This is a genomic window from Sphingobium sp. B8D3B, assembly GCF_025961875.1.
GTDB lineage: Bacteria > Pseudomonadota > Alphaproteobacteria > Sphingomonadales > Sphingomonadaceae > Sphingobium.
This window is the reverse complement of the sequence record NZ_JAOQON010000001.1, coordinates 3,369,582-3,391,333: the sequence shown is the minus strand read 5'-3', so window position 1 is coordinate 3,391,333 and position 21,752 is coordinate 3,369,582. Positions and strand designations below refer to the sequence as shown.

General features: G+C 65.7%; 24 protein-coding genes. 13 read left to right on the top strand and 11 right to left on the bottom strand.

Annotation, left to right across the window (positions count from 1 at the left end; translation table 11 throughout):
* The first annotated feature begins 24 nt into the window (after positions 1-24).
* On the top strand, positions 25-1,068 hold the full coding sequence (locus M2343_RS15885) for an aspartate-semialdehyde dehydrogenase (protein WP_264577379.1): 1,044 nt from the start codon (positions 25-27) through the stop codon (positions 1,066-1,068).
* Between the two features lie 54 nt (positions 1,069-1,122).
* Here the strand turns inward: M2343_RS15885 and M2343_RS15880 are convergent, their stop codons facing one another.
* Positions 1,123-1,542 (bottom strand): GNAT family N-acetyltransferase, encoded by a 420-nt coding sequence (locus M2343_RS15880; RefSeq protein WP_264577378.1) that lies wholly within the window; start codon positions 1,540-1,542, stop codon positions 1,123-1,125.
* Between the two features lie 325 nt (positions 1,543-1,867).
* Here M2343_RS15880 and M2343_RS15875 point away from each other — a divergent pair, with 325 nt between their 5' ends.
* Positions 1,868-3,673 carry a DEAD/DEAH box helicase gene (locus M2343_RS15875; protein WP_264577377.1) on the top strand — a complete coding sequence of 602 codons (1,806 nt, stop codon included), beginning with the start codon at positions 1,868-1,870 and terminating at the stop codon, positions 3,671-3,673.
* A gap of 66 nt (positions 3,674-3,739) precedes the next feature.
* Here M2343_RS15875 and M2343_RS15870 read toward each other — a convergent pair whose 3' ends face one another.
* Positions 3,740-4,600 carry a sigma-70 family RNA polymerase sigma factor gene (locus M2343_RS15870; protein WP_264577376.1) on the bottom strand — a complete coding sequence of 287 codons (861 nt, stop codon included), beginning with the start codon at positions 4,598-4,600 and terminating at the stop codon, positions 3,740-3,742.
* 17 nt (positions 4,601-4,617) lie between these two features.
* A complete protein-coding gene (locus tag M2343_RS15865; RefSeq protein ID WP_264577375.1) occupies positions 4,618-5,082 on the bottom strand; it encodes a carboxymuconolactone decarboxylase family protein in 465 nt (154 codons plus the stop codon).
* Positions 5,083-5,280: 198 nt separating this feature from the next.
* Between M2343_RS15865 and M2343_RS15860 the strand changes: the two genes are divergently transcribed.
* Positions 5,281-5,520 carry a DUF2312 domain-containing protein gene (locus tag M2343_RS15860; RefSeq protein WP_181560613.1) on the top strand — a complete coding sequence of 80 codons (240 nt, stop codon included), beginning with the start codon at positions 5,281-5,283 and terminating at the stop codon, positions 5,518-5,520.
* Positions 5,521-5,585: 65 nt separating this feature from the next.
* Positions 5,586-5,915 carry a heavy metal-binding domain-containing protein gene (locus tag M2343_RS15855; protein WP_181561513.1) on the top strand — a complete coding sequence of 110 codons (330 nt, stop codon included), beginning with the start codon at positions 5,586-5,588 and terminating at the stop codon, positions 5,913-5,915.
* A 26-nt stretch (positions 5,916-5,941) separates the two neighbouring features.
* Here the strand turns inward: M2343_RS15855 and M2343_RS15850 are convergent, their stop codons facing one another.
* Genes M2343_RS15850 through hrcA form a run of 3 tightly spaced genes read right to left on the bottom strand, consistent with a single transcriptional unit; the run spans position 5,942 to position 7,931 of the window.
* The gene (locus tag M2343_RS15850) at positions 5,942-6,295 is read right to left on the bottom strand and encodes a hypothetical protein (RefSeq protein ID WP_264577374.1); all 354 of its coding nucleotides are present in this window, start codon (positions 6,293-6,295) and stop codon (positions 5,942-5,944) included.
* A gap of 23 nt (positions 6,296-6,318) precedes the next feature.
* A complete protein-coding gene (gene grpE, locus M2343_RS15845; protein WP_413715579.1) occupies positions 6,319-6,879 on the bottom strand; it encodes a nucleotide exchange factor GrpE in 561 nt (186 codons plus the stop codon).
* An 8-nt stretch (positions 6,880-6,887) separates the two neighbouring features.
* Complete coding sequence (gene hrcA, locus M2343_RS15840) at positions 6,888-7,931, bottom strand: heat-inducible transcriptional repressor HrcA (RefSeq protein WP_264577373.1); 1,044 nt, start codon at positions 7,929-7,931, stop codon at positions 6,888-6,890.
* Positions 7,932-8,022: 91 nt separating this feature from the next.
* Between hrcA and rph the strand changes: the two genes are divergently transcribed.
* The 3 genes from rph to rdgB are packed head-to-tail and all read left to right on the top strand — an operon-like array spanning position 8,023 to position 9,987.
* Positions 8,023-8,739, top strand: a complete 717-nt coding sequence (gene rph / locus M2343_RS15835) for a ribonuclease PH (protein ID WP_264577372.1) — start codon at positions 8,023-8,025, stop codon at positions 8,737-8,739.
* A 31-nt stretch (positions 8,740-8,770) separates the two neighbouring features.
* Positions 8,771-9,358, top strand: coding sequence for a hypothetical protein (locus tag M2343_RS15830; protein ID WP_264577371.1), 588 nt, complete (start codon positions 8,771-8,773; stop codon positions 9,356-9,358).
* A 5-nt stretch (positions 9,359-9,363) separates the two neighbouring features.
* Entirely contained in the window at positions 9,364-9,987 is a 624-nt protein-coding gene (gene rdgB / locus M2343_RS15825; protein WP_264577370.1) for an RdgB/HAM1 family non-canonical purine NTP pyrophosphatase, read from the top strand.
* A gap of 15 nt (positions 9,988-10,002) precedes the next feature.
* Here the strand turns inward: rdgB and M2343_RS15820 are convergent, their stop codons facing one another.
* Complete coding sequence (locus M2343_RS15820) at positions 10,003-10,599, bottom strand: CAP domain-containing protein (protein ID WP_264603907.1); 597 nt, start codon at positions 10,597-10,599, stop codon at positions 10,003-10,005.
* Positions 10,600-10,778: 179 nt separating this feature from the next.
* Here M2343_RS15820 and hemW point away from each other — a divergent pair, with 179 nt between their 5' ends.
* A complete protein-coding gene (hemW, locus tag M2343_RS15815) occupies positions 10,779-11,930 on the top strand; it encodes a radical SAM family heme chaperone HemW (RefSeq protein WP_264577368.1) in 1,152 nt (383 codons plus the stop codon).
* Between the two features lie 122 nt (positions 11,931-12,052).
* The gene (locus M2343_RS15810) at positions 12,053-13,384 is read left to right on the top strand and encodes a hypothetical protein (protein ID WP_264577367.1); all 1,332 of its coding nucleotides are present in this window, start codon (positions 12,053-12,055) and stop codon (positions 13,382-13,384) included.
* A gap of 30 nt (positions 13,385-13,414) precedes the next feature.
* Here the strand turns inward: M2343_RS15810 and arfB are convergent, their stop codons facing one another.
* Both arfB and M2343_RS15800 read right to left on the bottom strand, forming a co-directional pair.
* On the bottom strand, positions 13,415-13,837 hold the full coding sequence (gene arfB, locus M2343_RS15805; protein ID WP_264577366.1) for an alternative ribosome rescue aminoacyl-tRNA hydrolase ArfB: 423 nt from the start codon (positions 13,835-13,837) through the stop codon (positions 13,415-13,417).
* Between the two features lie 61 nt (positions 13,838-13,898).
* Complete coding sequence (locus M2343_RS15800) at positions 13,899-14,780, bottom strand: hypothetical protein (RefSeq protein WP_264603906.1); 882 nt, start codon at positions 14,778-14,780, stop codon at positions 13,899-13,901.
* A gap of 119 nt (positions 14,781-14,899) precedes the next feature.
* Here M2343_RS15800 and M2343_RS15795 point away from each other — a divergent pair, with 119 nt between their 5' ends.
* The gene (locus tag M2343_RS15795) at positions 14,900-15,388 is read left to right on the top strand and encodes a GAF domain-containing protein (RefSeq protein WP_264577364.1); all 489 of its coding nucleotides are present in this window, start codon (positions 14,900-14,902) and stop codon (positions 15,386-15,388) included.
* 584 nt (positions 15,389-15,972) lie between these two features.
* Here the strand turns inward: M2343_RS15795 and M2343_RS15790 are convergent.
* Positions 15,973-16,788 (bottom strand): arginyltransferase, encoded by an 816-nt coding sequence (locus M2343_RS15790; RefSeq protein WP_319799416.1) that lies wholly within the window; start codon positions 16,786-16,788, stop codon positions 15,973-15,975.
* Between the two features lie 201 nt (positions 16,789-16,989).
* Here M2343_RS15790 and M2343_RS15785 point away from each other — a divergent pair, with 201 nt between their 5' ends.
* A complete protein-coding gene (locus tag M2343_RS15785; RefSeq protein ID WP_264577363.1) occupies positions 16,990-18,279 on the top strand; it encodes an aconitase X catalytic domain-containing protein in 1,290 nt (429 codons plus the stop codon).
* A complete protein-coding gene (locus M2343_RS15780) occupies positions 18,276-18,716 on the top strand; it encodes an aconitase X swivel domain-containing protein (RefSeq protein ID WP_264577362.1) in 441 nt (146 codons plus the stop codon). The genes M2343_RS15785 and M2343_RS15780 overlap by 4 nt, the downstream gene beginning before the upstream one ends.
* A 176-nt stretch (positions 18,717-18,892) precedes the next feature.
* Here the strand turns inward: M2343_RS15780 and M2343_RS15775 are convergent, their stop codons facing one another.
* Positions 18,893-20,518, bottom strand: a complete 1,626-nt coding sequence (locus M2343_RS15775) for an NAD(P)/FAD-dependent oxidoreductase (RefSeq protein WP_264577361.1) — start codon at positions 20,516-20,518, stop codon at positions 18,893-18,895.
* 144 nt (positions 20,519-20,662) lie between these two features.
* Here M2343_RS15775 and M2343_RS15770 point away from each other — a divergent pair, with 144 nt between their 5' ends.
* Positions 20,663-21,559, top strand: coding sequence for a hypothetical protein (locus M2343_RS15770; protein WP_264577360.1), 897 nt, complete (start codon positions 20,663-20,665; stop codon positions 21,557-21,559).
* Positions 21,560-21,752 lie beyond the last annotated feature (193 nt).

The following is a 21,752-nucleotide window of genomic DNA, read 5'->3' as shown; positions in this document are numbered from 1 at the left end:
CAATCAACAGGAAGGAACGTATAGATGGTTGCCCGCTTTTCCCCCGATGCCCGCCTGAATATCGGCGTGGTCGGCGCCACCGGCCTGGTTGGCTCGATGATGCGCCAGCTGCTCGCCGAGCGCGATTTCCCGGTCGGCACGCTGCGCCTGTTCGCCTCGGCGCGCTCAGCCGGCTCGCAGGTCGAGTTCAAGGGCCAGCAGGTCACGGTGGAAGATGCCGCGACCGCCGATTTCGCCGGCCTCGACATCGTGTTCTTCTCCGCCGGTGGCTCCACCAGCAAGGCGCTGGCGCCCAAGGTCGCCGCAGCGGGCGCCATCGTGGTCGACAACAGCTCGGCCTGGCGTTCCGATCCGGAGGTGCCGCTCGTCGTCTCCGAAGTGAACCCGCACGCGCTTGCAAACCTGCCCAAGGGCATCGTCGCCAACCCCAATTGCACGACCATGGCCGCCATGCCCGTGCTCAAGCCGCTGCATGAAGCCGCCGGCCTCAAGCGCCTGATCGTCGCCACCTATCAGGCCGTCTCCGGTGGCGGCATGGAAGGCATCGACGTGCTGGCGCGCCAGATCGCCGCCGTGGGCGACAAGGGCGCCGCGCTCGCCTTCAACGGCAAGGCCGACTTCGTGCCCCAGCCCGAGAAGTGGGCGGTGCCGATCACCAACAACATCGTGCCGCTCAATTATGTGCTGGGCGAGGACGGCTATACCGAAGAAGAGCTGAAGCTGCGCGACGAGAGCCGCAAGATTCTCGAAATCCCCGGCCTGCCCGTCTCCGGCACCTGCGTGCGCGTGCCCGTGTTCACCGGCCACGGCCTCTCCATCAATGCCGAGTTCGAGCGGCCGATCGATGCGGAGACAGCGCTGGCGCTGCTCGGCAAGGCGCCGGGCGTGGTGGTGAGCGATGTGCCCAACGCACTCGACGCGACGGGCGCGGACCCGGTGTTCGTCGGTCGCGTGCGCCCGGACCGCACGGTTGAGCATGGCCTCGCCATGTTCGTCGTCGGCGACAACCTCCGCAAGGGCGCCGCGCTCAATGCCGTGCAGATCGGCGAAGTGCTCGCCGGGCGCTAAAATCCATATCGTGCCTCCCCGGCCGCTGGTCGGGGAGGACATAGAGCGCTGCTCTCAGAGGCGCTTGCTCAGGAAGAAGCGCTGCTGGCCGACGGGATGATCGTCCAGCTTGCCGAACACGCTAAAGCCCAGCTTCTCGTAAAAGCCGCGCGCCTGGAAGGCATAGGTGTCGAGCCAAATGCCGACACAGCCATGGGCGCGCGCCACCCGCTCCGCCTCGGCCATCAGCGCCTTGCCATGGCCGCCGCCGCGATGCTCCGGCGCGATGGCGAGAAGCTCCACGAACATCCAGTCATAGGAGCATTTGCCCCAGATGCCGCCCACCCGCTCGCCCTGCTCGTCGGTCAGCAGGATGGCGACAGGGCGGATGTTCGGATCCCCTGCCTGCGCGATGTTATAGGCCAGCAAAGGCGCGAACACAGCGTTGCGGTCGGCCTCGGAGGGCTGCTCGGGCACGGTGATATGAAGCGGCATAGGCTGATTAGTAGGCCGAATGCTGGGCATGGCAAGGCTGACGACCAGCTCGGCGGCTCGCCTGAAATCGCATGCCGACGCGAGCATACTTGCTTTTTCCACAAACGCCCTCTATGTGCATCGCAGCATTCGGCGCCAGGACTAGTGATCCGGCGCAATCCCGCGCAGCGTGAGGCCCCGCATCTTGCACAAGGGCCGCCGGGACGGACGGATGCGAGAATCGCTCAAGCTTCCTTATTCACGCAGGGTCGCCCGTTTGGAGACCACTGCTGCGCCCGCTCGCGACAGACGCGAGGGCGACGCATGTCATATCGAAAGTCTATTCATGTCTTTTTTCAATGAGCTTGGCCTTGCCGAGCCTATCCTCCGCGCCCTTGAGACCAAGGGTTATGCGGACCCTACGCCGATCCAGCAGCAGGCCATTCCGGCGCTGATGCAGGGCCGCGACCTGCTCGGCATCGCGCAGACCGGCACCGGCAAGACCGCAGCCTTCTCGCTGCCCTCGCTGCACCGGCTGTTCAACAATCCCCAGCCCCGCAAACCGGCCTCCTGCCGGATGCTGGTGCTCTCGCCCACCCGCGAGCTGGCGGCGCAGATCGCCGAGAACATGCGCGGCTATGCCAAGTATCTCAGCCTCAACGTGCAGGTCGTCTTTGGCGGCGTGCCGGTGGGCAAGCAGGCCCGCGCGCTGGTGCCGGGCACCGACATTCTCGTCGCGACGCCGGGCCGACTGCTCGACCTGATCGACCAGCGCGCGCTGACGCTGCGCAATGTCGAGATCTTCGTGCTCGACGAGGCCGACCAGATGATGGACCTGGGCTTCATCAAGCCGCTCACGCAGATCGCCAAGATGCTGCCGGCCGAGCGCCAGAGCCTGTTCTTCTCCGCGACCATGCCGCAGGCGATTGCGGAACTGGGCAAGCGCTTCATCAACGATCCGGTCAAGGTCGAGGTCGCGCCGCAATCCACCACCGCCGAGCGCGTGGAGCAATATGCGACCTTCATCGACCAGAAGGAGAAGCAGGCGCTGCTGACCCTGCGCCTGCGCGATGCCATCGCTTCCGGCGCGCTCGACCGGGCGCTCGTCTTCACCCGCACCAAGCATGGCGCGGACCGCGTGGCGCGGCACCTCGTTGCCGCCAAGATCAGCGCGGCGGCCATTCACGGCAACAAGAGCCAGGGCCAGCGCACTGCCGCCCTGCAGGGCTTCCGCACCGGTAGCGTGCAGGTTCTGGTGGCAACTGACATCGCCGCGCGCGGCATCGACGTGTCGGGCGTGAGCCATGTCTTCAACTTCGAGCTGCCCAATGTCGCCGAGCAATATGTCCACCGGATCGGTCGTACGGCCCGTGCCGGCGCCGACGGTATTGCGATGAGCTTCGTCGCGCCGGACGAGAAGCCCTATCTGCGCGACATCGAGAAGCTGACCCGCGTCAAACTGGCGGTGATGCCGCTGCCCGAGGACTTCGTGGTAGAAGCCCGCCGTCTGCCGCTGCCCTCCAAGGCTGCTGTTGCGGACGCCGTCGGCGATGCCGATGGGCGCCGTCAGGGACGCGGTCAGGGCCAGGGCCGGCGCCCCGACTCGCAGCAGCGCCGTGATCGCCCGGAACGCGGCCGGTCCGACGACCGTCGCGAAGCCGGCGCCGGCGCACCGCGCCATGATGGACGGGGCGAGGGACGCGGCGAGCGCCCGGCCCGCTTCGACCGCGCGCCCGGTCAGGATGGCCAGCGCCGGAATGCCGGTGAACGCGGCGAACGCCCCTTCCGTGGCGAGCGGGACGGCCAGACCGCCCGCCCGGCGCGCGCGCCTCGCGATGGGCAGGACGCCCAGCGCGGCGGCCAGCGCAATCCCGGCGGCCGCTATCATGATGGCCACGCCCCGAACCGGCCCGGCTTCGACCCGCTGGCCCAGCGCCCTGAACCTGCCGCGACCATGGATGCCGAGCGCCTGCCTAAGCGCCTGCGCCCGGTCTATGCTGCCGCATCGGGCGAACAGCGCCAGACGGACACCCGCTCCGAGGGTGATCGCGCCCGCAAGCCGGGCGGTCAGCGTCCGCGCCACTTCGGCGGCGGACGTCCGCAAGGCAATCCCGGTGGCGGTCGTCGCAGCGGCGCCGGCCGCGCGGGCTGATCCGTCAGGCCGATATCATCGAGATCCGATGAGGGGGAGCGCTGCTTCCCCCTCACTGCATTCCGCCTAGTGCAAGTGCCGCAATTTATCGGGATTGCGCACCACATAGATGCCAATGATGCGCCCCGCCTCGATCTCGAAGGCGGTGGTCTGCAGCTCGCCATCGGCCTCGCGCGTCACGAACCCCGGCAGGCCATTGATGAGCGCTGTGCGCACAAGCTGCGAGCCATGCTTGCGAAACAGCACCGCCAGCGCCTTGTGAAACAGCAGCACATTGCGTCGCCCGAGAACCTCGGCGACCGCTGCCGAGCGCTTGCCGCCGCCATCTGCGTGCATGCTGACATCAGCGGCCAACATCGCGCCGAGCGCGGTCATGTCGCCGGTGCGCGACGCCGCGAAGAAAGCGCTCGCGATCTCCAGACCCCGCTGCTTCTCAACCTCGAAGCGGGGCCGCGCCTGCCGCACATGGTCCCGTGCCCGGGCGGCAAGCTGGCGACAGGCCGCCGGCTCCCGATCGATGGTGGCAGCGATTTCCTCGAACGAGACGCCGAACACATCATGCAGCAGGAACGCCGCGCGCTCGAGAGGTGAGAGCCGCTCCAGTGCGAGCATCAGCGGCAGGGTCACATCCTCCTGCTCCTCCTCATCCTCGATGACCGGTTCGGGCAGCCATGGCCCGACATAATGCTCCCGCTGGACCCGCGCCGACTTGGCATGATCCAGGCAAAGCCGCGTGACCGTGCGGCGGAGGAACGCCTCCGGCTCGCGCACTTCTGCACGGTCGACCCGCATCCAGCGAATGAATGCCTCCTGCACCACATCCTCGGCATCGGCCACGGAACCGAGCATCCGGTACGCGACCCGCACCAGCCGGGGACGCAGCGGATCGAAACTGATCGCTGCATCCTCCTGCTGATGAGGGGACATGGGATGCCCTGCGCGCATCAGGCAGCCAGCTTGCGGGTCGCCGGGGTTTCGATCCACAGGTCGAAGCCGACCGCGAGGCGGTTCCAGCCATTGATGATGTTGATCAGCAGCGTCAGCTTCACCTGCTCTTCCTCGCTGAACTGGGCCGCGAGCTGTGCATAGGCTTCGTCCTTTCCGCCATGCCCTTCCGACAGACGCGTAAGCGCCTCGGTCCACGCCAGCGCGGCCCGCTCCCGTGCGCTATAGCATGGCGCCTCGCGCCAGACCGAGAGCAAGTAGAGGCGCTGCTCGCTCTCCCCCTTTTCGCGGGCTTCGGCGGTGTGCATGTTGAGGCAGTTGGCGCACTGGTTGATCTGCGAGGCGCGGGCCTTCACCAGTTCCACGAGCGCAGGCTCCAGGCTGTCGTTGATGGCAAGCGAGGTCGCCATCCATTGCTTGATGAGCGCGGGCGCGGCGGTGAAGGGATCGAGGCGTGCGGTCATGATCGTGTCTCCTGTCCATCGGGGTTTGCACAGGCATGACGAGCGGGCGGGCGACGATTGTGACATGGCGGGAAATTTTTTTGCCACCGTCGCAATGGCTACGCCGTCCGGTGCGATCGATGCCTAGACAGGTAGGGCAGCGGCTGGCTAGGACCGCGCATTCGATTCTGACACATTCCTTCCGGAGACCTTGCAGACATGAGCGACAACATCGCCGCCGACCAGTTGCGCCTTCTCATCGAGCGCATCGAGCGCCTCGAAGAAGAAAAGAAGGGCATTTCGGACGACATCAAGGATGTCTATGGCGAAGCCAAGGCAACAGGCTATGACGTCAAGATCATGCGCCAGATCGTCCGCCTGCGGAAGCTGCCGCCGCATGATCGCCAGGAGATGGAGGCAATCCTCCAGACCTATCTGGCGGCCCTTGGCATGGAATAAGCCGCACGCGCGGCGAGAGGAGCGGAGAGATGGCCGATAATCCCTGGGGCAATGCCCCGACCGAGATGATCGTCACGACCACCAACAATATCGATGGCCGCACGGTGCAGCGTTATTGCGGCGTGGTGACCGGCGAGGTGATCGTGGGTGCCAATCTCTTCCGCGATCTCTTTGCCAGCGTGCGCGATATCGTTGGCGGGCGGGCCGGCGCCTATGAAGAAGTGCTGAGCCGCGCCCGCGAGGAAGCCATGGCGGAAATGCGCCAGCGCGCCGCCGCGGCCGGTGGCAATGCGATCATCGGCGTGGACCTGGATTATGAAGTGCTCGGCTCGGGCGGATCGATGCTGATGGTCTCGGCCACAGGCACGGCGGTGCTGCTCGCGGACCCGGCCTGAACTGACGCCGGAAGCACCGCCGCCGCTCAGGGGGTGGACGGCGCCAGCGGCTTGAGCTTCCCGCGATTGAAATCCGGCACCGGGATCGGCGCATCGAGCATGGTCCATTGCGCGCCGACCAGCGCCAGCCAGCTCGTATAGGGATGCCAGTTGCCGTCCCGGCGCTGCTCCCACTGGCAATCGAAGGCGCCGGGCGCCTCGCTGGTTTCCACGCAGGTCACGGCGCGCAGATCACCGGCATCCACCTCTCCGCTGCCATGATCCCGCAAGGCATGCGAGAGTGCGTCCGGACTTGGTGCGGGTGACGCGGCAGGCGCCTGTGCCGCCAGCGGCGCCGCGACCGGCCAGGCGAGCGCGACCAGCCCGGTCAGGACCGCCATGGCCGCGCCGCGCACGACGCCTGTTACTCCGCCGCCTTGGCCACGCCGACCAGAGCCGGGCGCAGCAGGCGATCCTTGATCATGTAGCCGGCCTGCATCTCCTGCACGATGGTGCCGGGTGCAGCCTCTGCCGAGGGCATCTCGATCATCGCCTGATGCTTGTTGGGATCGAGCGGCTCGCCCACCGAGGTGAATTTCTCCACGCCATGCTTGCGCAGCGCGCTCTCCATCTCCTTGCCGGTGGCATCGAGGCCGGCGATCAGCCCTTTCACCTTCTCGTCCGCGCGCAGTTCGGCCGGAATCGCCTCCAGCGCGCGGCTGAGATTGTCGGCCACGGAGAGAATGTCGCGGGCGAAGGCGGTCGCGGCATAAGCGCGGGTATCGGCCAGTTCCTTCTCCAGCCGGCGACGGACATTCTGGGTATCCGCGACAGCGTAGAGCGTCTCCTGCTTGGCGTTGGCCAGCTCTTCCTCCAGCGCGGCGATACGCGCGGCGGCGATCTCCTCGCGGCTCAGCGTCTCGCCCGCGCCCTCGGCGATGTCAGCGGCCAGGGTCTCATTCTCATTGTTGGTCTGGTCAGTCATGTCTTCCGTCATTTCATCAATCTGCTGAGGGTCTGTGCGGTGAAGTCCACCATGGGGACGACGCGGGCATAGTTCAACCGGGTTGGGCCGATCACACCAACCACGCCGACCACCTGCCCGCCGGGTCCGCGATATGGCGCTGCTATGACCGAAGAGCCGCTCAGGGAAAAGAGCTTGTTCTCCGACCCGATGAAGATCTTGGTCGCGGCGCCAGCGCGGGCGCTGTCCAGCAGGCGGGCGATCTCGCTCTTGCCCTCCAGCTCGTCCAGCAGCTGGCGCACGCGCTCCAGATCGGCGGCGGATTGCTCGTCGAGCAGATTGGCCTGGCCGCGCACGATGAGCACGGGCCGATCCTCGGTATCGCGACTCCACGCTGCCACGCCCCGCGCGACCAAATGGCGCGAAGCCTCATCGAGCGCCGTTTCCTCCGCCTCGATCTGCCCGCTCAGCCAGGCCTGCACCTCGCTCAGCGTGCGACCGGTGGCGTGGACGGAGAGATAATTGGCCGCCTCGACCAGCATCGAGGGCGTCGTGCCTGCCGGCAGATCGACTATGCGGTTCTCGACCGTGCCATCCTGCCCGACCAGCACGGCCAGCGCCTGCCGGTCCGACAGCCAGGCAAAGCCGAACTGCTTGAGCAGCGTCTCGCGGCGCGGGACCATCACCAGCCCGGCGCAGGCCGAGAGGCCAGAAAGCAAGGCAGACGCGGCGTTGAGCGCTTCCTCGATGGGCCCTTCGCCGGTCAATTGCCGCTCGATGGCGCGCTTCTCGTCTTCGGACGGCTCCGCAACCTGCATCATCGCGTCCACGAAGAGGCGCAGACCGGATTCGGTCGGCATCCGCCCCGCCGAGGTGTGCGGTGCAGCGAGCAGCCCCGCTTCCTCCAGATCCTGCATCACATTGCGGATCGACGCGGGCGAAAGGTTGAGCCCGCTCAACCGGCTGATCGTGCGCGAACCGACCGGCGCCCCGGTGCCGATGTAGGATTCCACGACGACGCGAAAGATATCGCGCGCGCGATCGCTCAAAAGGTTGATGGGCGGCCCGGACATCCCCCGTATGTAGGACGGCGCGCGGCGCTGGCCAAGTCGCAACAGGGGCGCTAGAGCGCGGGCAAATTTCAGCAGACAAAAGGACATGCTCATGCGCCCATCCGGCCGCGCCCCCGACGAAATGCGTACGATCGCCATGGAACCCGGTTTTACCATCCATGCCGAAGGCAGCTGCCTCGTCTCCTTTGGCGAGACGCGGGTGCTTTGCACGGCGAGCGTGGAAGAGCGCGTGCCGCCGTTTCTGCGTGGAAAGGGTGAAGGCTGGGTGACGGCGGAATATGGCATGCTCCCCCGTGCCACGCACACCCGCGGATCGCGCGAGGCGGCCAAGGGCAAGCAGTCCGGCCGCACGCAGGAAATCCAGCGGCTGATCGGCCGCTCGCTCCGGGCGGTGGTGGACCTCAAGGCACTCGGCGAGCGGCAGATCACGCTCGATTGCGACGTGATCCAGGCCGATGGCGGCACCCGCACCGCCAGCATCTCCGGCGCCTGGGTGGCGCTGCGGATCGCAGTGGACAAGCTGCTCGCCAGCGGCGCGCTGACCGCTGATCCGATCCAGGCCAAGGTCGCGGCGGTCTCCTGCGGCATCTATCAGGGCAATCCGGTGCTCGACCTCGATTATATCGAGGACAGCAATGCCCATGCCGACGCGAACTTCGTGCTGCTCTCCAACGGCAACATTGCCGAGGCTCAGGCCACGGCGGAAGGCGCAACCTATGACGAGGAAGCGCTGCTGCGCCTGCTGCGCCTCGCACGCATCGGCTGCACGCAGATCTTCGCCGCGCAGGACCGCGCCACGGGGCGGTAAGTCAGTTTGGAAAAACGAAGGGGGATATCGAATGACAATCTGGCGATCATGTTTGGGCGTGGCGCTCCTTATCACCCCGACAGTGGCAATTGCGCAGGCCCCGAACGCGCAAACGAGGGGCATCACCTATGCCTGCGATACGGCTCCGGGGCATTTCTCCGAGCTGACATTTCCCGTGCCGGAGGGCTCGGTGACAGTATCCGGGAAAATGAAGCTGCTGAACATCGCCAAAGATAGCAAGTGGGCACCGCTTGCGCGCGTTCACTTCATGGCTGCGTCGCCGCCGGGACAATCCTCGGGTGATCAGGCCGGCTTCATCTTGAAAGCATTGCTCGCCAGCAAGGTAGGGTTGAAGACCAGGCACAAGAATGCTGTCGTGCAATACCTCCAGTGGGATGAGTTCCACGGTGGACAAGAAGTCGAACATCAGCTCTTCGGCATCGCGGAAGATGCCCCGGTCTATGATTTCTCTCTAACGTTCGACGGTCAGTCCGTCGTGGGCACGATCGCTGGCGAAGAAACGAGAATAGCGTTCGCGGTGCCGGACCCCGTGGTGCGTATCGTCTGCTCCACTGGCGAATTTCTCTTTACAGACCTAAAAATTACCTCGGCCCGATGAACGCAATGACCCGCAAACTGGAACCCGGCAAGCTCGTCATCGCGAGCCACAATGAAGGCAAGGTGCGTGAGATCAGCGCGCTGCTCGGGCCTTATGGCATGGCGCCGGTGTCTGCCGGATCGCTCGGCCTGCCCGAGCCGGAGGAGACCGGCACCACCTTCGCGCAAAACGCCGCACTCAAGGCGCTCGCCTCCGCCACCGCCTCCGGCCTGCCTGCGCTGGCCGATGACAGCGGCCTCGATGTGGCGGCGCTGGGTGGACGGCCCGGCGTCTACACCGCCGATTGGGCAGAGCGGCAATGGTTCGAGGGCGAGCCCGGGCGCGACTGGTATATGGCGATGGGCAAGGTGGAGGGGCTGCTCTGCGCGCAAGGCCCGCAGGTGGACCGCAGCGCGGCCTTCGTCTGCACGCTCTGCCTCGCCTGGCCGGATGGCGAGACCGTTTTGTTCGAGGGTCGCGTCGCCGGCAGCCTTGTCTGGCCGCCGCGCGGCGCGCAGGGCTTTGGCTATGATCCGGTGTTCCTGCCGACCGGGGCGACGCAGACCTTTGGCGAGATGCCCATCGAGGCGAAGCAGGCGGTCAGCCACCGCGCCCGGGCATTCGAGCAACTGGTCACTGCGCTGTTCTGAAAGGACGCCCCGCGCTCAGCGCCCCGCGTAATCGACCGACGCGCGGTGCCCGTAGACATTGCCCGCCGGATCGTAGCGGCACACCAGCACGTCCAGCGTCGCCGTGGGGTGGAGCGCGCAGCCGACGCGGCGCGTGCCGGCCCAGATGATCTGTGAATAATGGCCAACATCCGCCCAATTGCCGCTGCGCGAAATATCCGGCACCGGCGCATCCAGGTAGAGCGCGCGCTCTTCCAGCCAGCTTTCCGCCATTTCCTCATAGGCATAGGCATCGCGGGTGCCGGCCCAGAGATTCTCGCCATAGTTGCCCGCGCCGCCGGATTTGTGATGGGCCGCAATCGGGTCCGGCTCCTGCGCCAGCCGGGTAGCGCTCTGCGCCGCATCGGCCGCGAGTTCATCGCTCCACGCCAGCTTCGGCACGCCCCGCGCGGCGCGTTCGCCATTGTGAGCAGCCAGCATGATATCGCGGAAATGCGCCGCATCGCGCGGCATGGCAGCAGAAGGCGCATCGCCAGCCAGCACGGGCGCCGGCGTCAGGGTGCAGAGCGCGAGCAGGCCCATCGCCGCCCGCATAGGCCGTCGCACCACTTCTCGCCCTTTGCCCGCGTCCATGTGCGTCCGCCGTTCCCCCTGCGGTTCCGGTGTGGAACCTAGCTCAGTATGAACGGTTGGGAAAACATTTTCTTCACCAATAAATTGCGTTAAATCATTGTTAATTAATATTTAACCACTGAACCGTGGTATATTCGCCATGGGCTGACTTTGGCGCGCAATCCGCTATAGCGGCGGCCATGGCCTCTCCCGCGCCGCTTGCCCTCTATATCCACTGGCCGTTCTGCGTGGCCAAATGTCCCTATTGCGACTTCAACAGCCATGTCCGCGATACGGTGGATCAGGAAGCGTGGCGCGCGGCGCTGCTCGCCGATCTGGCCCATGAAGCCGCGCTGCTGCCGGGCCGGACGCTGGGCAGCATTTTCTTCGGCGGGGGCACGCCCTCGCTGATGCCGCCCGAGACCGTGGCCGCGCTGATCGATGCGGCGACCGGCCACTGGGCGGTCGCGGACGACATCGAGATCACCATGGAGGCCAATCCGAACAGCGCCGAGGCCGCGCGCTTTGCGCAGGTGGCATCCGCCGGGGTCAACCGCCTTTCGCTGGGCCTGCAGGCGCTGGATGATGCGGCCCTGCGCTTTCTGGGCCGGGCGCACGGCGTGGACGAAGGCCTCAGGGCTCTGGCGGCCGCGCAGGCCTGCGTGCCGCGCGTCAGCCTCGACCTCATCTATGCGCGCCCCGGCCAGAGCGAGGCGGACTGGGAGCGCGAACTGGCCCGCGCGCTCAGCTTCGGCACCGATCATCTCTCGCTCTATCAACTGACCATCGAGCCCGGCACGCGGTTCGAAACCGATGTGCGCCGGGGCACGCTGGTGCCCGCCGATGCGGACCATGCCGCGACGCTGTTCGAGTTGACGCAGGCCATGACGTTGGCGGCCCGCCGCCCGGCCTATGAAGTCTCCAACCATGCCGCGCCCGGGCAGGAGAGCCGGCACAACCTCGCTTACTGGCGCTATGCCGATTATGCCGGCGTCGGTCCCGGTGCGCATGGTCGGCGCGGCGGCATGGCCACCGTGCGTCATCGCAAGCCCGAGAACTGGATGGCGGCGCTGGATCGCAATGGCCATGGCCTCGCCGAGGAGCGCGTGCTGCCCGCCGGCGAACAGGCGGCCGAAGCGCTGATGATGGGCCTGCGCCTCGCTGAAGGCATCGATCTGGCCGCGCTCAGCCAGCGCACCGGGCTGGACCGCCCAGCGCTGGTAGACGAGCACGCCATTGCAAAGCTGGTCGGCCACGGCTTGCTGGAGCAAACCGGTGAGCGCCTGCGCGTCACCCCGGCTGGAATGCTGCTGCTCGATGCCATTCTAGCGGACATCGTAATCGCAGGCTGAGGCGACCAGCCCCCCTCATTAACCATTCGACCATTTGGGTTAACTCGTGGATAATGGCCATAGTCCTTCCCACCCGAGTCAGCTCATCTGAGGGAAGGCGTCAACTTCGTGGGGGAGTAGACATGGCCTTTCCGATCCTTTCCAAAATCGCATCGCGCCGGTCCGGCGTGATCATCGCTGCCTGTGCGCTTGCGCTCCAAGGGAGCGCTACGCAGGCCCTGACAATCGCCAGTCTTAAGGGCCAGGGCCTCGATCACATCTATGGCAGCTACGCGCCGCGCGGCGATTGCAGCGGGGAGCCCCGCGTCACCATCGACGACAAGGGCATGACCTTCCGCGCCAATGGCCGCACGGTCACGCCGCCGCGCGTCGAATATGCAGTGAGCTTCATGGGCCCGAGCTATGAGGGCATCACGGCCGTGTTCATGCCGTTTCCGATCAGCGCCAGCGATTCCGGGCGCGTCTATATGTACGTCAATGATGACGAAAAGGCCGGGGTCATCCGGTTCGAGGACAATCTGATGCGCGGTCAGAGACCTGACCCTTTTCATGCCGCCTTTACGGCAGGCGGTTTGTTCATGCTCTGCAAGGGCAGCGCGGCCGTCGGCAGACCAGCCCCGACGCCACCGCGACCAGCGGCAACACCGGCCGCCGCCGTGCAGGGCATCCCGGCGGAATGGACGAACCTTGCCAGCCTCGTGGGCAAATATCCGGGCAGCTACGCCAAAGATAATATCGATCTGCTGGATCGCGGCGCCGTCGCGGCGGCGCTCAAGGCCCGGCTAGGGCCGAAGATGGACGTGCTGCGGACCAATCTCTCAGTCGTCACCCCGCTCAAGCGCGTCGGGAATTATTATTATCTCTCCGGCAACGCGCAGCACAAGGGCGGCGAGGAGCAGGCCTATATCATGATCGACCCGGCCCGACGGGCGGTGCAGGTGGGCCTGTGGGAACGCGGCAAGCTGAGCGTTTACGCCCCCGCCACCGGTACACGGCTGCCCGTCGCGCCCGAGATCAAGACCCTGCTTGATAACAGTCCGCCCGAGACGGCGGTGGCCCTGCCCGGCACGCCGTGGGAAGTCGTGCCCGTCGCCGGGCGCGCGCCCATGGCCTATGTCAGCGCCGCAGCATCCCCCCACATCGAAGCCCTCAGCCTCTATTGCGAGGGCGGGAAGCCTTATATGGCAATGCTGCTCAACAAGCCGACCGCCGGCAACGCCCTGACGATGACCTGGAATTTCGCCGGCCGTCTGGTCAACATTCCCGTCCAGCGTGGCAGCGCCAACGGCACCCACTGGATCGGCGGCATCACCGGCACACCTTTGGTGCCGCTGCTGACACAGCAGAAAGGAACGGCGATGCTGCGGATCAACGGCAGGCTGGAGGGCGAGGCATCGCTCAGCAATGCGACGATGGCGCTGCGCGCGGCCTTGCGGGGCTGCGTGAAGATGTGATCCGGCAGGGGCGGATGGCCTCGCAGGCCATCACTCCCGCCACTTCCCCCGCCCGGCTTTTACCGACGCGCGCTTGGTCTTGCCCTCGACACGGCGCACCTGCGAAGCTTTGGTGGGCTTGGTCGGCTTGCGTTTCTTGGGCACGATGGTGGCCTGCGCGATCAGATCGCACAGCCGCTGGCGCACTTCGCGCCGGTTCTCGAACTGCGAGCGCGAGCCTTCGCTGCGCAAGATGAGCACCCCCTCCCCCGTCATTCGTGTGCCCGCCAGCGCTGCGAGGCGCGTCTTGACCGCCTCCGGCAGCGACGGCGAACCGGCGACATCGAAGCGCAGAATGACCGCGCTGTCGGTGGTATTGACATGCTGACCGCCAGCCCCGGACGCGCGCGTGGCGCTCTCGAGAAGCTCGTCCTCATCGATGCTGATCGATCGCGTGATCTGGATGCGCGGCATGGCCCCTCATCACCCGGCGCGGGGCACTGTCGCAAGAGCCAATCGCTGCCGGGCCTGACGATCAGTTTCCGGTGGTGGGGGCGCCGGGAGACAGCAGCGGCGCCTCACTCGGCACCGAAGGCGAGGACGCGGCGGGAGGCGGGGCCGGATTCGCAGACGCGGGCTGGGATGTGGTGCGTGCAGGCGCGGATCGGACCGGCGGCGGTGAGGCCTGCCGCTCGGTCCGCGCTGACGGCGCAGGTGCGGCTGTCGCGGCGCGTGGCTGCGCCTGTGTTTGGCTTGGGACCGGGCGCGTAGCAGGACTGGACGCCGGCGCAACCGCCGACACCGGCGGCGCGGCGGCGTCAGGGAGAGGAATGGCGGGCGCGGTGCTGTTCGCAGCGGCCTCGGGCGCCACGCTCTCCACCGCAGCGGCAGGCTCGCTGGCGGGACCGAAGATGCCCAGCCGCTCGCCGAGCATGAGCGCCCCCGCCGCGAACAACGCCAGCGCAATCAGCCCGACGAGGCCCATTGCGGCGATCCACACCGTCCCCATCCGGCGGACGTAGCGGGCGGAGGTCGTCGCCGCATCGCTCAGCTCGCCGGAGAGAGAAACCTCGGTCCAATCCGTCATCGCTCGCCGCATCGCTCCAGCCAGTGGGACCGTGAGCGCCAGGCCAACGAGCGCCGCCAGCAGCGCCATCATCATGCCGCCGAAGAAGGTCAGAGCCACTTGCGAGAGGGCATCCGGCCCGAGGCTGTCCCGCGCGAGCAGGCTCAGGCACAGGCCGCCGGCATTCAGCAGAACCAGCATCGTCAGCGCCCAGCGATAGAGCGCGGAGGTCTCCTCCACCAAGCGCGTCATGCCGGCGCCCAGCCGCTCCACGCCACGGCGCCCGACGTCCCGGCCCAGCGCCCGCATCTCCTCCGCTTCGCTCACGCCTGTCTGCCCGATCGGCTCCATGGCTGCTTCCCCGTTTCGTTAACCGCCCGATAATCCTGAGCCTGAAGACCATGCGGCGGCCCGATCCGCAAGAGCCAAGAGGCTGGCGCGGGGGACAGGCGGCGCCTAAATGGGCAGGCATGTACGATTTTTCTCCCGCAACGGGCAGCGACAAGCCCGCTCTTTATGCCGATCTCCTCGCTGCGGCGCGCGCGCTGACCGAGGGCGAGCCAGACGCCATCGCCAATATGGCAAATGTCGCAGCGCTGATCTGGCAATATGTCCCGGACCTCAACTGGGCCGGCTTCTACCGGCTGGTGGATGAGGTGCTGGTGCTCGGCCCATTTCAAGGCAAGCCGGCCTGCATCCGCATCGCGCTGGGCAGCGGCGTGTGCGGTACGGCTGCGGCGACCCGGCAGGTCCAGCGCGTCGAGGATGTCCACGCCTTCCCTGGCCACATCGCCTGCGATGCCGCCTCCGCATCGGAACTGGTCGTGCCGGTGATCCACGAAGGCGCGCTGATCGGCGTGCTCGATCTCGACAGTCCCCGCCCCGCCCGCTTCGACGAGGCCGACGCCGCCGGGCTGGACGCGCTCTGCGCAGCAATCGCCCCCGCTCTGGCAGGCTGACGCACGGACCCTTCGGCTGATCCACTTTGGGACGGGCAGCCCGGCCACCGGACTCGCCAAGCCGCTAAGGCATTGATAGCCTCCCCTTATCGCTCGCACCAAGGCGCATGACCGCAAGGCGCAACATCGCGGCCGCACGCCCCGAGCGAACTGGAACCGGGGGGCTTTCCAGCAGGGGTCCGGCAGCTTTCGAGCGGCCGGACCCTTAGCGTTTATGGACGGGTGGTGTTCACAAGGCGCTCTTGCACGAAAGGGCGGCTTTTCGAGTTTTTAGCTCGAAAGCGGACGTTCCGGACGCGACGACATTGCGGATCTCCCGTCCGTTCGTCCTGAGTAGCTGCTGAGCTTGTCGAAGCGGCGTATCGAAGGACCAGCCTATGCGCTGCGATGCTTCGATACGGCTCTTCGATACGCGCCTGCGGCGCCACTCAGACCCTACTCAGCACGAACGGGGAGGTTTGGCAAAGACCACTCCCCACGAGTTTCCAGCCGCAGGCTTAGCCTTACCTGCTCTCAAGTAGCGGAACTCATAGCGCACGACCGCAAGCGCGCACGACACCCCCGTTCAGACCGACGCAGGCCGATTACTTAAGCACCCGCCCCTCATGGTCGCGAGTCAGGCTCTGCTCCGGGCGCACGGCGCTTTGCGTTTCTGCGGAGGCTGCCGGCAGCACCAGCCGCTCCCAGCCGGCACGGCCGAGCTTTTCCATCGGCTGATAGCGGACCTTGTAATTCATCCGGTCCGAGCCTTCGACCCAGTAGCCGAGGTACACATAGGGTAGGCCGGCGCGTTGGGCGCGCAGGATGTGGTCGACGATGATGTAGCTGCCGAGGCCATTGCGGCCTTCCAGCTCCGGCTCGAAGAAGCTGTAGATCATCGACAGCCCGTCGCCCTGCTTGTCGGTCAGGCAGGCGCCGATCAGCCGACCGGGGCGGCCGTCTTCCCCCGGTTCGCGATATTCGATAAGATAGGTCTCGACCGGCGTCTGCTCGACCATGTCGGCAAAATCGATCTCGTCCATCTCAGTCATTCCGCCAGTCGGGTGGCGGGCGGCGAGATAGCGCTGGAGCAGCGAGAATTGCTCGTCGGTGGACCAAGGCTTGCACGCCCGCACCACCAGATCGCTGTTGCGGCGCACGAGGCGGCGTTGCGTGGCGTTGGGCTTGAATTCGTTCGCCACGATCCGCACCGAGACGCAGGCCGTGCAATCCGCGCAGCTCGGGCGATAGGCGACGTTCTGGCTGCGGCGAAAGCCGATGCGGCCCAGCGCGTCGTTGAGCTCGGACGCGTGCTCGCCGGTCAGCTCGGTAAACACCTTCCGCTCCGTGCGCCCAGGCAGATAGGGGCACGGTCCGGCATTGGTCATGAAGAACCGCGGAAAGCGGAAAGCAGCGCTCACATCAACTCCCAGCGGCCCGGCAAAGGCCCGTGATTCAATGGCTCAGGAGACTATGCCTCTATCCCCCCAGTGTGAAAAGAGCATTTACCACGGATTTTTCTGTGCTCGATGAGGCAGGCTTCGCGCTGCGAGGCAATCACGAGCCTTGCTTCTCGCGCCATCCTGATCGATAGTAAGGTAACGAATAATGGAGAGCCTGCCATGGTGATGCTGACCGATGCCGAACAAGCCATGCTGGACGGAGAGTCCGGCGCCGCGACGCAAAAAGCCATGGAACTGCTCATCCGCTATGCCGACGCGCTTGGCGCGGAGCGTTTCGTCGAGACAAACAACGTTGCCGGCGTGCCCGGCTCCGCCCCGCAATGGGTGAAGGATTATTATGCCGCAGATGGCGGAGATTATCGCGCCGTTTTTTCCCGCTTCGATCTCGACAGCGACGAAGTTGTGGACGTGCCGCGCATGAACGCCTTTTCGTGCCATCTGCAGGGCGGCATGGACCCCACGCTCTGGCAGGAGCAGGGCATGACGACGGAGGCGCACGACAATTTCGTCTCTGACGAGGCGGAAGTCGCCGCCCACGGTATCCAGATCCTCAAGACCTGCACGCCCTATCTCGCCGGCAACGTGCCGGTGATGGGCGAGCACTGCGCGTGGATGGAATCGAGCGCGGTGGTGTTCGCCAACTCCGTCATCGGCGCGCGGACCAATTGCGAGGGACGCGAATCCACCAGCGCCGCGATGCTGGCCAAGCGCATTCCCGACTGGGGCTTCCACCGCGACGACTTCCGCAAGGGGCAGCATAGCGTGGACGTGCAGGTGCCGGTCGACAGCATCTTCGAATGGGGAATGCTCGGCTATTTCGTCGGCGATGCCGTGCAGGATACCATCCCCGTGATCACTGGCGACATCAGCGAGGCGAGCCTCATCCGCCACAAGCATTTCGGCGCGGCCGCGGCCTCGTCCGGCGGCGTCGAGATGTATCACATGGTCGGCATCACCCCCGAGGCGCCGAGCGTGGAGACGGCCTTTGGCGGAGCAGCCAAGGGCGAGCGCTTCGTCTATGACGCGGCGGCGCGGCGGCGCATCTATGAGACGCTGAACAGCGTCGGCTCCAGCGAGGATGTCGATTATGTCATGCTCGGCTGCCCGCATTATTCCATCGAGCAGATTGCGCAGGTCTGCGCGCTGATCGAAGGGCGCAAGGTGAGCGCCAACAGCGCCTTGTGGGTGTTCACCAGCCGCGCGGTGAAGGCGACGGCGGATGCCAACGGTTATTCCAAGATCCTGCGCGATGCCGGCGCCTACCTCATGACCGACACCTGCTCGGCAATCAGCCAGGCGGTGCCCAAGGGCACGAAGGTCGCGGCGCTCGATAGCGCCAAGCAGGTGCATTATCTGCCCGCGATGATGGGCATCGAGGGCTGGTACGGCACCTCCGCCGACTGCGTGGATGCGGCCTGTACCGGCAAGTGGAAAGGAGCCCTGGCATGAGCGACGTTCTGGACAAGCCCCGCCTCATCATCCGTGGCCGCGCCGTGGTACCCGGTGTCGCCGAGGGCGAGGCGCTGGTAACGCGCGAGACGATCTCCGGCTGGGGCGGCGTCAACCCGATGAGCGGCACGGTGATCGAGAGCCGCCATGAGCTGAAGGGCCAGAGCTTCGCCGGCAAGGTGCTGGTCTTCCCCGGCGCCAAGGGCTCCTCGGGCTGGTCGAGCATCTTCCACATGTCCAAGCTGCGCGGTGCCTCGCCGGTGGCGATGGTGTTCAACATCATGACCACCAAGGCCGCGCTGGGCGCCGTGGTGATGCGCACCCCGACCGTAACCGAGTGCGACCAGGACCCGCTCGACGCCATCCGCACCGGCGACTGGGTGCGGGTGGATGGCGATGCCGGGACGATTACGGTTTGGGATCGTAAGCCGGGGTGAACGGCGGGTGCGGATCGGCCTTCCCCTGATCCTCATCCCTCGTCATTCCCGCGAACGCGGGAATCCAGCTTCGACACTGCCCCATAGCGCAAGCGCTGACCTGGATTCCCGCGTTCGCGGGAATGACGAAGAGGAACCGGGCGTGAAGTTATCCGCGCAGGCTTCGGCTCGCTACCTTACCGCCGGCCCATGATGCTCTGCGCCACGGCCTCGGCGACCTTGATGCCGTCCATCGCCGCCGAGAGGATGCCGCCGGCATAGCCCGCGCCCTCGCCGGCGGGGAACAGGCGGGCGACGTTGAGGCTCTGATAATCCTTGCCGCGGGTGATACGGATCGGTGAGGAGGTGCGCGTTTCCACGCCGGTCATCACCACATCGGGATGATCGTAGCGCGCGATCTGGCGGCCGAAGGCGGGGATCGCCTCGTGGAAGGACTCCAGCACGAACTCCGGCAGGCAGGTGGCGAGGTCCGTCATCTTGACGCCCGGCTTGTAGGAGGGGGTGATGCTGCCCAGTTCCGTGGAGGCGCGCCCGGCCAGGAAATCGCCCACCTTCTGCCCCGGCGCGCAATAGTTGGAGCCGCCCGCGACAAAGGCCAGCGATTCCCAATGCCGCTGCAGCGCGATGCCCGCCAGCGGCCCATCGGGATAATCGCGGGCGGGATCGATGCCCACCACCAGCCCCGAATTGGCATTGAACTCGGCGCGGGAATATTGGCTCATGCCATTGGTGACGACGCGCCCTTCTTCGGAGGTCGCCGCGACCACCCGCCCGCCCGGGCACATGCAGAAGCTGTAGACGGTGCGCCCGTTGGCGCAGTGATGGCTGAGGCTATAGGCGGCCGCGCCCAGCACCGGATGCTTGGCGTATCGCCCGTAGCGCGCCTCATCCACCCAGGCCTGCGGATGCTCGATGCGCACGCCGAGCGAGAAAGGCTTTGGCTCGATGAACACGCCGCGCTCGTGCAGCATCTCGAAGGTCGGCCGGGCGCTGTGGCCGATGGCGAGGACGACATGATCGGCCTCCAGAAAGCTGCCGTCGTGCAGATGCAAGCCGCGCAGGGCCATGTTGCCGTCCGGGCTGCGCTCCAGCTCCAGCCCGTCCACCCGCGTCTGCCAGCGATATTCGCCGCCAAGCCCCTCGATGGTGCGGCGCATGCTCTCCACCATGGTGACGAGGCGGAAGGTGCCGATGTGCGGATGCGCCTCGGTCAGGATGTCCTCCGGCGCGCCGGCGCGGACGAACTCCTCCAGCACCTTGCGGCCAAGGAAGCGCGGGTCCTTCACCCGGCAATGGAGCTTGCCGTCCGAGAAGGTGCCCGCCCCGCCTTCGCCGAACTGGACATTGCTGTCCGGGTTCAGCTGCGAGCGGCGCCACAGGCCCCAGGTGTCCTTGGTCCGCTCCCGCACCACCTTGCCGCGATCCACGATGATCGGGCGAAAACCCATCTGCGCGAGGATCAGCCCCGCGAACAGCCCGCATGGCCCCGCGCCGATGACGACCGGGCGCAGGCCGGACCAGCCCTCCGGCGCGCGGGCGACGAAATGATAATCCGTATCCGGGCGCGGGCGCACATCCTTGTCCCCCGCAAACCGCGCCAGCACGGCGGCTTCGTCGCGCAGCGCGACGTCCACGGAATAGACAAGCAGGATCGCGCTCTTGCGCCGCGCATCATTGCCGCGCCGCACGACCTCATGGCCGAGCAGATCGCCCTGCGAAATGCCAAGGCGCGCTGCAATGGCGGGCGCGAGTGCATCGTCCGGGTGATCGAGGGGCAGGGTGAGACCGGTCAGGCGGATCATGGCCCGGCCCTAGCGCGTGTGGCGCGGGAGGGGAATGGGGGACGGGGATTTACCCTTATTCCAACCCTCATTTCTTACAGTATTTCGGGACTCAAAATATGCACGGTTTGTCGCTAGACCTACCTAGAACTGGGGGAACTAGTAGTGTCTGAAAGTGCAATCCATATCGTCTATGATGGCGGCGATGCCGCCAACCATACGATCGACGCTCGGCTACTTGGAAAATCCCTCCAAGGGATCGGGAGGATGGTTTCAGACTGCCTCTTTATTTTTGCCTTCGAGAGATTGCCTAACCGAAACGAGAAGGTGCCCCTTCTTCTGAAAGTCCACGAGCCTAAAAGAGGTTCATATGGCATGGATGGCCTGTTCGGCGAAGTGTCTACAGCCCTGAGTTATGGCATACCAATTATCGCTGCAATTGGTCCTGATATCCTCACCCACTACGTCACTGCGATAATCGACAAGTTCCGTGGAAAGGATGACACCGTGGAATTTGCGATTCAAAAAATGGCAGAGATGCACAAGGCGGCTTTGGGCGCCATGAGCAAATCCCAGCGGATGGCACACGAGAGTGTAGATCGTTCTGACGAGCGGCGTCACCGTGAAATAATAAGCTTACATGATGTTCTTCGCGCAGCGATCTCAGGCAGTGGACAAGCAGCGACCGATTATGTCGCTCCCGTGGGCCGGTCTGTCAGCACGGCAAGCTTCGTATCCGGCGACGCCAAGCCACTCATCGTGAACGCAGATGATGCCGAGGCGATAAGAGAATCTCAAAAGCTCGACTGGACTCCTCTGGGTGACCTAACACTCCGCACGGACGGCTTTCGTTTCCACACAAACGGCCTAAGCGTAGAAAATCCGGATGGAGGCTTCCTTATGGCGGAGGTACTTGACCCAGTTTTTGAGAATGAATCCAATCCTTACACTGCAGCTGCCGGCAAGCGCGGCGCAGTTGAGGTAACGGGGCGATTAGGTCGCAAAGCCGGGCGGGTAACTCGTATTCAGATCGTAGAATTTCTGCGACCAATTGATCACTGATCTCCGGCACGCTCATATGTATTTCGGTAACAAGTTCGGCAGAGAACCAGAACCATGAAAGAGAGACGAACTGCCTTAGCACTGTTGATCAGTGCCATTCTCCCGTTGACCGCGTGCGATAGTGCGTCTGCTGAGGGAATCCGGGACGGGAAATGGGAAATAACAGTTGCGAGACTGAACGTAAAAGGTGCGC